Origin of the sequence: Nocardia sp. NPDC049190 (assembly GCF_040648115.1) — a bacterium.
Taxonomy (GTDB): domain Bacteria; phylum Actinomycetota; class Actinomycetes; order Mycobacteriales; family Mycobacteriaceae; genus Nocardia.
Genome location: NZ_JBEZDE010000080.1, coordinates 1 through 10,432, shown reverse-complemented (window position 1 = coordinate 10,432; position 10,432 = coordinate 1). Strand labels below are relative to the sequence as shown.

The following is a 10,432-nucleotide window of genomic DNA, read 5'->3' as shown; positions in this document are numbered from 1 at the left end:
ATCCGGGTGTAGATGTTGCCCGGTTCGGTGAGTCCGAATAGTGCGGCGGCGTGGGTGGTGTCGCGGAAGGTGTAGGAGGTGGTCTGGTAGATCGGCAGCGCGCGGGCGTTGGTCGTGCTGTCGGGAACCTGGCCTGCGTGGATCTGCTTGGTCTCGAAAGACCACTGCGACGGGTCGTTCGCGCCCGCACTGGACTCGGTCATGGTGTGCTCCAAAAAGGTGTTCGCCGGTACTCAGGGCTATCGGTGTGTGGGTGCGGAACAACGACACATGTCGGCGACCTCCTGATGCGCGCTTGCTTCCGGCTTTCGGAAGCCAGGTCATCACCCGGAGCACCCCACCGCAGCTGGAGGGTTGCCGTCCAGCGAGCCGGGGCTTCGCGCTGGCACTCATGACCTTGTCGCATCATAGCTGGCAGGCGGTCCGCGGCCGAAATCCTTCGCCGAACCCACTGGCCATCGGTGGTTCGCTTGCCGCAGCAGGCGCGCATGAACTCGTCGAAGGGCTCTGTGCAGTTGAGGCGTTCCGCCTCGTGCACCGGCGGTGGACGACGTCCCGGGCGGCGTCACTGTGACGGTGCGCCTCGGGTGGGAAGATGTCGTCTACCTACCAATCGGTAACCATCGCGGCCCCGCTCACTCGGGGGGCTGCCTGCGCGCGGGGGTCCGCATAAGCAGTACGCTTGTCTTGTTTGCACCCGAGTCTCGCGGACAACGCGGGGCATATACGTTGTCTGTTGGAACAGCTGGGGTCCGCTCACAAGCGTGTTCGCCTGGCCGTGCAATAAAGGCACCATCCTAGGAGGACACGAAGATCCATGTCCAAGATCAAGGTTGAAGGCACCGTCGTCGAACTCGACGGCGACGAGATGACCCGGATCATCTGGCAGTTCATCAAGGACAAGCTGATCCACCCGTACCTCGACGTGAACCTCGAGTACTACGACCTCGGCATCGAGTACCGGGACAAGACGGACGACCAGGTCACCGTCGACGCCGCCAACGCCATCAAGCAGCACGGCGTCGGTGTGAAATGCGCCACCATCACCCCGGATGAGGCGCGCGTCGAGGAGTTCGGCCTCAAGAAGATGTGGCGGTCGCCGAACGGCACCATCCGCAACATTCTGGGCGGCACGATCTTCCGTGCGCCGATCATCATCTCCAATGTGCCGCGCCTGGTGCCGGGCTGGACCAAGCCGATCATCATCGGTCGTCACGCCTTTGGCGACCAGTACCGCGCCACCGACTTCAAGGTGTATCAGGCGGGCACGGTCACCGTGACCTTCACCCCGGACGACGGTAGTGAGCCGATCCAGCACGAGGTCGTGAGAATGCCCGAGGACGGCGGCGTCGTGCTGGGGATGTACAACTTCAAGAAGTCCATCGAGGACTTCGCGCGGGCCTCGTTCAACTACGGCCTGCAGCAGAATTACCCGGTCTACCTCTCCACGAAGAACACCATCCTGAAGGCCTACGACGGCATGTTCAAGGACACCTTCCAGGAGATCTTCGACGCCGAGTTCAAGACGCAGTTCGACGCGGCGGGTCTCACCTACGAGCACCGCCTGATCGACGATATGGTCGCCTCCTCCATGAAGTGGGAGGGCGGCTATGTCTGGGCGTGCAAGAACTATGACGGCGATGTGCAGTCCGACACGGTGGCGCAGGGCTTCGGCTCCCTCGGTTTGATGACCTCTGTGCTGTTGACTCCGGACGGGCGCACCTGTGAGGCCGAGGCCGCGCACGGCACCGTCACGCGGCACTACCGCCAGCACCAGCAGGGCAAGCCGACCTCGACCAACCCGATCGCGTCGATCTTCGCCTGGACCCGTGGCCTCGAGCACCGGGGCAAGTTGGACAACACCCCCGAGGTCATCGGCTTCGCCCAGACCTTGGAGGACGTCGTCATCAAAACCGTCGAGGGCGGCCAGATGACCAAGGACCTCGCGCTGCTGGTCGGCGGGGATCAGGGCTACCTGAGCACCGAGGAGTTCCTCGGAGCGCTGGACGCCAACCTGGCCCGCGCGCTGCGCTGAGCCGACCCGGCGCCTAACGTCTCGGCGTCGAACTGCGGGGCCGAGCCGCGTTGCTCGGCCGACTCCGGCGCTGGGGTGCGAGCCCAGCGCCGGGCCGAACGGAATCGGGCACCCGCCCCACCTGCGGTGGAACGGGTGCCCGGACTGTTCTCGCGATCGGTTCCGGCTCGCCTCGGCGCTGCCGCCCGCGTCGGCGTCGGCGCGGGCGCAGCCCGCCGACCTGTTGCCCCAGTCGTCAGCGAAACCGCGGGATCGGGAACTGGTCGGTGCATCGGCCTGCCGGTGACGCTCCCTTTGCGCGACGCCGATGCGGTGATTGCTCGGGGGCCGAATACCTGCTCGATCCCTTGGGAAATCCTCCGATTACGGCATCGAGTGCATCAGCCGTGTCGAGACAGACCACCGTGCGTCGCTACCTCGCAACTGTGATCAGGCTTCGGTCCGCGCGGTACCGGCTCACGCCCGAGCGGCGTAAGTCCGAGTAGCCGCGCTGAAGGACGGTTCCACGGTCGGGGCAGGCCGCGGAACCGATCGCAGTGCGCCGCTGTTCGGTGTGCTCGCCCGCGCAGCGGGTGTCGGCCGGGCGGGCGCGCGGGTGTTGCCGATGCGGTGTCCGCCGCTCGGTGATGCGACGTTGCCAGAAGTTTTCCGCTATCGGATCAAATTGCCCGGCAACGGATCTCGGCACCGCCTGGAGAATCGGGTTGCCTCGACCATGCGGTCGGTGTGCCGAGGGCGTGCCGACCCGGCGCGGTTTCTGTCGCCCCGGTCGTGTCCGCGACGTGTTCGATATCGGCGGAATGGTGGCAGAACTCACGTTTGCCCGGCAAGCGAATTCGCCCACCGGGCGGTTACATAGGCGTGTGAATCCAGTAGCCACTCGTGTGCCCGAAGTTTCCAACGAGGTCGATCGAACGCGGTGGCATCTCCCCGCCATGCTGGCGCTGGCACTCGGCGGATTCGGTATCGGCACAACCGAATTCGTCACGATGGGTTTGCTACCCGAGTTGGCCTCCGCCATGCACATCTCCGAGCCGACTGCGGGCCACGCGGTGTCGGCCTACGCGCTCGGGGTGGTCATCGGCGCTCCGGTGATCGCCGCGCTCTGTGCGCGGGTTGCGCGCAAACGATTACTCGTCGGGCTGATGATCGGGTTCACGCTGGGTAGCGTGGCAACAGTCGTGGCGCCCTCGTTCCAGACATTGGTGCTCGCGCGGTTCGTCTCCGGTTTGCCGCATGGCGCCTACTTCGGCGTCGCTTCGCTGGCCGCCGCCTCGCTCGCCCCGGCGGGGCAGCGGGCCAAAGCGATTGCCGCCGTGATGCTGGGGTTGAGCGGCGCCAATGTCGTCGGTGTTCCCGCTGCTACCTGGCTCGGACAGCACCTCGGCTGGCGCGATGCGTTCATCGTGGTCGCGGTGATCGGTCTCGCTACCGTCGTGGCTCTGTTCCGTTTCGTTCCCGAACTCACCGGCGTCAAGGCGACCAACCCGATGACCGAACTGGGCGCGCTGCGTCGCCCGCAGGTGTTGCTGACCCTGCTGGTCGGCGCCGTCGGCTTCGGCGGCATGTTCGCCGTCTACACCTACATCGCCACCACGCTCACCGACGTCGCGGGCATGCGGGTCGGACAGGTGCCGCTGGTGCTGATGCTGTTCGGCGTCGGCATGGTGGTCGGCAATATCGTCGGTGGCGTGCTCACCGACCGCGGCGTGGACAGCTCGATCTTCACCATCATGATCGCGATGGCGGTCATTCTCGCCGGATTCGTCGCCGCCGCGCACAACCCGTATGCCGCGGCCGTCGGCGCGTTTTTGGTCGGCGGCTCGGGAGCCGCGCTCGGTCCCGCCTTGCAGACCCGCCTGATGGACGTCGCCGCCGACGCCCAGACGCTCGCCGCCGCCCTGAACCACGCCGCACTGAACATGGCCAATGCCGCGGGCGCCTGGCTCGGCGGAATCGTCATCGCGGCCGGCTTCGGCTACACCGCCCCCGCCGTCGTGGGTGCCTGCCTCGCCATCCTCGGCATCTTTCTTTTCACAGCGACCGTCTCCCTCGCCCGCCGCTGACCGGAGTGCGAGTGGCACCTCGGCGAGGCTGAGCCCGAACCGGGAATGCCCGGTCGCGGCGCGCTGCTTGACGTAACGTACAGGTCTGTATGTAAACGTAGGATCGGCGGATGGCCAAGGGTGTTGTCGTGAAGCAGCAGCGTCGGACTCAGGAGCAGCGCAGCACCGAGATGCGCACCCGGCTGCTGGACGCGACGGTCGACTGCCTGGTCGAGTACGGGTATGCGGGGACGACGACGCCTCGGGTGGCCGAACGAGCGGGGGTGACGCGCGGGGCTCAGGTGCACCACTTCGGTTCGAAGACCGACCTGGTGGTAGCGGCGATCAGTCATTTGGCGCAGTTGCGCGCCGAGACCGCGATGCGGGAGATGCCCGTGGTCGAGGGCGGTGCGGATCCCGTCGTGGCGGCGCTGGAATTCCTGTGGGAATTGCACCAAGGCCCGCTGTTCATCGCGACCGTCGAATTGTGGGTGGCCGGGCGGACCGATCCGGTCCTCGCCGCCGCGATGGGAAGGGTCGAGCCGTTCGTCAACAACGCGGTGCTGATGGCGGTCGCCCGGTTCGTGCCCGACGATGTGCGCCGCAAGGAGGCGCGCGACGTCATCTACACCGCGATGGACGCGTTGCGCGGCATCCTGATCGCCAATTTCATCGAACCGGATGCCGAACGCGCCCATCGCCGTTGGCGCCGCGCCTGTGTGCACCTGCGCGAGATCGCGGATGTCGCCCTCGCGGCCCGTCCCGCCGAGCGGTCGTCGCGCTCGAATCGAGATTGAACGCGCGGTCCCTCGTGTCTGGATCGGCGAGGCCCTCCGTGCGCCGAATCCACCTCATATCAGGCGCAGCGGAAACTACATACACATCTCGCTGTATGTAGTAGATGAGTGCGTAACCGCCAGGTTGTTCCGGTCGTTCGGTCGTAGCGGCGCCCCACTCTTGCGTACTTACATACATCTTTGTATGTTTGTTTCGGCTCGATCCTGACGGTCGCCCGCGACCGTTGCCACTCGGGCGGCGGCTCGCCGAGGCAGGCGCAATCTGAGGAGTTCGATGGCGAAGAAGGTGTATGTCGTCGGCGTCGGCATGACGAAGTTCGAGAAGCCGGGACGTCGCAAGAACGAGGACGGCAGCGACTGGGACTATCCGCAGATGGCCGCGGAAGCGGGAAACAAGGCGCTCGCGGACGCGGGTATCTCCTACGACCTGGTGCAGCAGGCATACGTCGGCTACGTCTACGGCGAATCCACTTCGGGGCAGCGCGCCGTCTACGAACTCGGTCTGACCGGTATCCCGGTGATCAACGTGAACAACAATTGCTCCACCGGCTCGACGGCGTTGTATCTCGCGGCGCAGGCGATCAGGGGCGGGCTGGCCGACTGCACGCTGGCACTGGGCTTCGAAAAGATGCAGCCGGGCTCGCTCGGCTCCACCTGGGACGACCGCGAGCAGCCGCTGGCCAGGCACATCATGGCACTCGCCGAGATCTCCGAGGTGTTGTTTCCGGTGGCGCCATGGATGTTCGGCGCCGCGGGCCGGGAACACATGAAGCAGTACGGCACCACCGCGGAGCATTTCGCGAAGATCGGCTACAAGAACCACCGACACTCGGTGCACAACCCGTACTCCCAGTTCCAGGACGAGTACACCCTCGATGACATCCTCGGCTCGCGGATGATCTACGACCCGCTCACCAAGCTGCAGTGCTCGCCGACCTCCGACGGGTCCGCGGCGGTGATTCTCGCCGGCGAGGATTTCGTGAACTCCCACGATCTGGCGTCGCAGGCGGTGCAGATCGTCGGCCAAGTGCTGACCACCGACTTCGCCTCGACCTTCGACGGCACCGCCAAGAATCTCATCGGCTATGACATGAACGTCCAGGCTGCCGGGAAGGTCTACCAGCAGGCCGGGCTCGGCCCGGAAGACTTCCAAGTCATCGAACTGCACGACTGCTTCTCGGCCAACGAGTTGCTGTTGTACGAAGCCCTCGGCCTGTGTGGCGAGGGCGAGGCAGGACAGCTGATCGACGCCGACCAGACCACCTATGGCGGCAAGTGGGTCGTGAACCCCTCCGGCGGTCTGATCTCCAAGGGACACCCGCTGGGCGCCACCGGTCTGGCGCAATGCTCCGAACTGACCTGGCAGTTGCGCGGCGCCGCCGGCCGGCGACAGGTCGACCACGTCACCGCCGCGCTCCAGCACAACATCGGCCTCGGCGGCGCCGCGGTCGTCACCGCCTACCAGCGCGCCGACCGCTGAATCCGGTTCCGCCGCAGACGAACTCGACGAGGAACAGAACCCATGGGACATATCGAAGCCACCAAGGATGTCAATGCGACCCCCGCCGCACTGTGGGCGGTCGTCTCCGACCCACAGACCTGGGACAAATGGTTCACCATCCACGAACGCTTTCTGGAGGAGCCGCCCGCAGCGCTGAGCGAGGGCGCCAGGCTGGTCGCCAAGATCGTGATGCTCGGCATGGCGAACAAGCTGGAATGGACCATCCTCTCGGTTGCCGCTCCGAACACACTGACTCTCGGCGGCGTCGGCATGGCCGGGGTGAAGACCGAATTCACCTTCGACATCCGACCCAAGGGCGAGGGAAGCACGATCCTGGTGTCCGGCGACTTCGAGGGCGCGCTGATCAAGGGCGCGCTCGGCAAAGCGGTCGAAAAGGACGGCCGCACGCAGTTGGACCGGTCGCTCGATCAGCTCGACGCACTGGCCTCGGCATGAGCACCGACACCAGCGCCGCCCGCGTCGTCGAGTTCGACGACGCCGGCTTGGAAATCTGGTGTGATGAAGAATGTTTCGAGGTCACCGGCGCGCGCATCGCGGAATACGCCGCCGCGACGAACGATCCGATCGCGGCGCACCGGGCCGGCGAAGTGGCCGCGCCGATCTTCGGCATCGTTCCGGTCTTCGAGGCCATGATGATGCCGGTGATCGACGTCGCGCCGATGGATATCTTCGGCCGGGTTGTGCACGGAGAGCACGACTTCCACTTCCACCGCGCGATCCTGCCCGGGGACCGGCTGGTATCGCGCGCCAAGGCGATCGGCTATACCAGCCGCGCCACCGGGACGGCCATCACCCTCCGCATCGACTGCCGCACCGACGCGGGTGAGCTGGTCAACGAGCAGTATCTGACCGCTTTCTTCCGCAATATCGATGCGGGCAAGACGATCGGAGCGCTCGCCCCGGCGCACAAGTTCGATGCGACCCTCCGGGCCCGGGAGCCGATCGCCGTCGTGCCCCAGCACGTCGACGACGACCAGACCTTCCGCTACGCACCGGCCGCCGGCGATCCGGTGCCGTTGCACTTGGACGAACAGGTGGCCGAGGACGCCGGGCTGCCCGGCATCATCGCGCACGGGCTGTGCACCATGGCCTTCGCATCGTGGGCGGTGCTCACCGAGGTGGCGGGTTCGGATGTGCGTCGGCTGAGGCGATTCGCGGTGCGCTTCGCCGAGCTGGTCTTCCCTGGTGACGATCTGCAGACCCGTATCTGGACGACCGGCTCGGCCGGCGGTGTGACCACCTACGCGTTCGAGACCGTCCGCGGCGAGGACATCGTGCTCACCGACGGGCTCGCCGAGATCACGGACTGACTCCGCCGGCGTCGCGGCGCCGCACCCTCGATCGCCGGATTCGGCCGGCACGGACCTCAGGAGACAACACATGGGCGTACTGACCGGGCGGATCGCCGTCGTCACCGGCGCTGGCCGCGGTATCGGCCGCGAGCACGCGCTGCTGTTCGCGAAGGAAGGCGCCGCCGTGGTCGTCAACGACCGCGGCGGAAGCAACGCGGGTGAGGGCACCGACATCGGTCCCGCGCACGAGGTGGTACGGGAGATCATCGCCGCGGGCGGCACCGCGATTGCCGACACCGGCGACATCGCCACCTGGGCCGGCGCGAAAAATCTGGTCGACCGGGCGGTTTCGGAGCTGGGTGGGCTCGATATCGTGGTCAACAACGCGGGCATCCTGCGAGATGCGTTCCTCGCTGGCATGGACGAGGCGCAGTGGGACACGGTGATCGAGGTGCACCTCAAAGGCCACGCCGCGGTGCTGCACCATGCCGCCGCGTATTGGAAGCAACAGTCCAAGGCGGGCAATCAGCCCGATGCCGCGGTGATCAATACCGCGTCGGCCTCCGGCACCACCATGCCCAACGCGGGTCAGGGCAACTACGGCGCGGCCAAGGCGGGGATCGCGGCGCTGACCCTGGTCGCCGCCGACGAGCTGGCGCGCTATGGCGTGCGGGTCAACGCGATCGCGCCGATCGCGCGCACCCGGCTGACCCTGGCCACCCCCGGCATGGGCGAGTTCATGGCCGCCGAGGCGGAAGCCGTGGCAGACGGCGGCTTCGACACCTTCAGTCCCGCCAATATCTCGCCGCTGGTCGCGTACCTGGCCTGCGACAAGTGCCCGCTCACCGGCAAGGTGTTCGCGGTGCAGGGTGGCGCCATCTCCGAGCTGGCCGGTTGGCACGATGTGAAGACCATCGAGACCGAGGGGCCGTGGCTGATCGACGACATCGCCGCCCGGCTGCCCTGACCTCGCGCGAACGTTAGGAGATCGACGATGTTCGAATGGTCCGAGACCGATGTGCTGATCCGCGATGCCGTGCGGGCGTTCATCGACAAGGAGATCCGCCCCAATCTGGACGCGCTCGACAGCGGTGCACAGCCGCCGTACCCGATCATCCGCAAGCTGTTCAGTCAGTTCGGCATCGATGCCATGGGCGGTGAAGCGGTGGACAAGATGCTGGCCAGGCAGCGGGCCGCGCAGGCGCTCAGCGTGGGCGAGTCGAGGCCGCAGCAGAAGACGAAGCGGTCCGGCGCCAGCCCGTTCGCCGGACAGGAATCGCTGATGGCGGTGCTCATCGGCGAGCTGTCCGGGGTGTGCATGGGTCTGGTCACGGCGATGGGCGTGAGCATCGGTCTCGGCGCCACCACCATCATGTCGCGTGGCACGTTGGCACAGCAGGAGCGCTGGTTGAAGGACATCGTCACCATGACGAAAGTCGCGGCCTGGGCGATCACTGAGCCGGATTCCGGCTCGGACGCGTTCGGTGGCATGCGGACCACTGTCAAGCGTGACGGTGCGGACTACATCCTCAACGGGCAGAAGACCTTCATCACCAACGGCCCCTATGCCGATGTGATGATCGTGTACGCCAAGCTCGACGACGGATCAGGCGGCGACACGCGTGAACGCAAGGTGCTGACGTTCGTACTGGATCAGGGAATGCCAGGGCTTACACAAGGCAAGCCCTTCAAGAAAATGGGCCTGCACTCCTCACCGACCGGCGAACTGTTCTTCGACAACGTCCGGGTCGGCCGGGACCGGCTGCTCGGTGAGACCGAGGAGCACACGGGCGGCGACGGCAGGAACAGCGCCCGCGCCAGCTTCACCGCCGAGCGGATCGGCGTCGCTTTCATGGCGTTGGGCATCATCAACGAATGCCGCCGACTCTGTCTGGAATACGCCAGAAGTCGCAAGCTCTGGGGCCAGGAGATCGGACGGTTCCAGCTGGTCCAACTGAAGCTGGCGAAGATGGAGATCGCGCGGATCAACGTGCAGAACATGGTGTTCAACACGCTGGAGCGCGGCAGGGCAGGCAAGCCGCCGACACTCGCCGAGGCCTCCGCGATGAAGCTCTACGCGTCCGAAGCGGCCACCGAGGTCGCCATGGATGCGGTGCAGCTGTTCGGCGGCAACGGCTATATGACCGAGTACCGCGTGGAACAGCTCGCGCGCGACGCCAAGTCCCTGATGATCTACGCAGGTAGCAATGAGATCCAGGTGACACACATCGCAAAGGACCTACTCGCGCCGTAATTCCCGAGTGACGTACTCGACCGATACCGCTCAGCAGCGGCTTCCGAGCGAAGTGAACTCGAGCGTTCTCTGCCCGCGTCCATCATCGGTCCGCGCCTGGGAAATGCCGCAGATTCCACGCTGACGCGCCCGATCGAGCTGAACTCCAGCTTCCGAGCGACGTGAACTCGAGCGTTGCCCGTCCGCGTCCATCAGTGGGCCGCGAACCACCCGCAGGCGCGGCCATATCGAACACCGCCGCGAACGCACACTGCTACGAACTCCGCACCGATCCCGCTTACCAGCGGCTTCCGAGCGAAGTGAACTCGAGCGTTCTCTGCCCGCGTCCATCAGCGGTCCGCGCCTGGGAAATGCCGCAGATTCCACGCCAACGCGCCCGATCGAGCTGAACTCCAACTTCCGAGCGAAGCGAGACCGAGCATTGCCCGTTCGCGGCCCGGCTCGCGTCCGAGCGACCGCTGCGCACGCGACGAAGTCGCAAGCAGCG

At 66.1% G+C, this 10,432-nt stretch carries 9 protein-coding genes and 1 riboswitch; of the genes, 8 read left to right on the top strand and 1 reads right to left on the bottom strand.

The features are described 5' to 3' along the window. A partial coding sequence (locus AB0B25_RS31395; protein WP_357187287.1) for a PLP-dependent transferase occupies positions 1-203 on the bottom strand: 203 nt, incomplete at its 3' end. Positions 204-286: 83 nt separating this feature from the next. After that, positions 287-397: riboswitch (SAM riboswitch) on the bottom strand. Between the two features lie 420 nt (positions 398-817). Between AB0B25_RS31395 and AB0B25_RS31390 the strand changes: the two genes are divergently transcribed. From AB0B25_RS31390 to AB0B25_RS31355, 8 genes are all read left to right on the top strand, one after another. After that, positions 818-2,035 (top strand): NADP-dependent isocitrate dehydrogenase, encoded by a 1,218-nt coding sequence (locus tag AB0B25_RS31390; RefSeq protein WP_357187284.1) that lies wholly within the window; start codon positions 818-820, stop codon positions 2,033-2,035. A 935-nt stretch (positions 2,036-2,970) separates the two neighbouring features. Next, the gene (locus tag AB0B25_RS31385) at positions 2,971-4,101 is read left to right on the top strand and encodes an MFS transporter (protein WP_357187290.1); all 1,131 of its coding nucleotides are present in this window, start codon (positions 2,971-2,973) and stop codon (positions 4,099-4,101) included. 110 nt (positions 4,102-4,211) lie between these two features. After that, positions 4,212-4,877, top strand: a complete 666-nt coding sequence (locus AB0B25_RS31380) for a helix-turn-helix domain-containing protein (protein WP_357187281.1) — start codon at positions 4,212-4,214, stop codon at positions 4,875-4,877. Between the two features lie 274 nt (positions 4,878-5,151). After that, complete coding sequence (locus AB0B25_RS31375) at positions 5,152-6,357, top strand: lipid-transfer protein (protein ID WP_357187278.1); 1,206 nt, start codon at positions 5,152-5,154, stop codon at positions 6,355-6,357. Positions 6,358-6,399: 42 nt separating this feature from the next. Next, complete coding sequence (locus AB0B25_RS31370; protein WP_357187275.1) at positions 6,400-6,834, top strand: SRPBCC family protein; 435 nt, start codon at positions 6,400-6,402, stop codon at positions 6,832-6,834. Then, positions 6,831-7,709 (top strand): MaoC/PaaZ C-terminal domain-containing protein, encoded by an 879-nt coding sequence (locus AB0B25_RS31365; protein ID WP_357187272.1) that lies wholly within the window; start codon positions 6,831-6,833, stop codon positions 7,707-7,709. Before AB0B25_RS31370 ends, AB0B25_RS31365 begins: the two co-directional genes overlap by 4 nt. Positions 7,710-7,779: 70 nt before the next feature. Further along, positions 7,780-8,658, top strand: a complete 879-nt coding sequence (locus tag AB0B25_RS31360; protein ID WP_357187269.1) for an SDR family oxidoreductase — start codon at positions 7,780-7,782, stop codon at positions 8,656-8,658. Between the two features lie 27 nt (positions 8,659-8,685). Continuing rightward, complete coding sequence (locus AB0B25_RS31355) at positions 8,686-9,945, top strand: acyl-CoA dehydrogenase family protein (protein WP_357187267.1); 1,260 nt, start codon at positions 8,686-8,688, stop codon at positions 9,943-9,945. Positions 9,946-10,432 lie beyond the last annotated feature (487 nt).

Excerpts from the sequence above, each read along its gene's own strand:
- AB0B25_RS31390 (WP_357187284.1), top strand. The coding sequence starts at position 818 with ATGTCCAAGATCAAGGTTGAAGGCACCGTCGTCGAACTCGACGGCGAC.
- AB0B25_RS31385 (WP_357187290.1), top strand. The coding sequence starts at position 2,971 with ATGCTGGCGCTGGCACTCGGCGGATTCGGTATCGGCACAACCGAATTC.
- AB0B25_RS31380 (WP_357187281.1), top strand. The coding sequence starts at position 4,212 with ATGGCCAAGGGTGTTGTCGTGAAGCAGCAGCGTCGGACTCAGGAGCAG.
- AB0B25_RS31375 (WP_357187278.1), top strand. The coding sequence starts at position 5,152 with ATGGCGAAGAAGGTGTATGTCGTCGGCGTCGGCATGACGAAGTTCGAG.
- AB0B25_RS31370 (WP_357187275.1), top strand. The coding sequence starts at position 6,400 with ATGGGACATATCGAAGCCACCAAGGATGTCAATGCGACCCCCGCCGCA.
- AB0B25_RS31365 (WP_357187272.1), top strand. The coding sequence starts at position 6,831 with ATGAGCACCGACACCAGCGCCGCCCGCGTCGTCGAGTTCGACGACGCC.
- AB0B25_RS31360 (WP_357187269.1), top strand. The coding sequence starts at position 7,780 with ATGGGCGTACTGACCGGGCGGATCGCCGTCGTCACCGGCGCTGGCCGC.
- AB0B25_RS31355 (WP_357187267.1), top strand. The coding sequence starts at position 8,686 with ATGTTCGAATGGTCCGAGACCGATGTGCTGATCCGCGATGCCGTGCGG.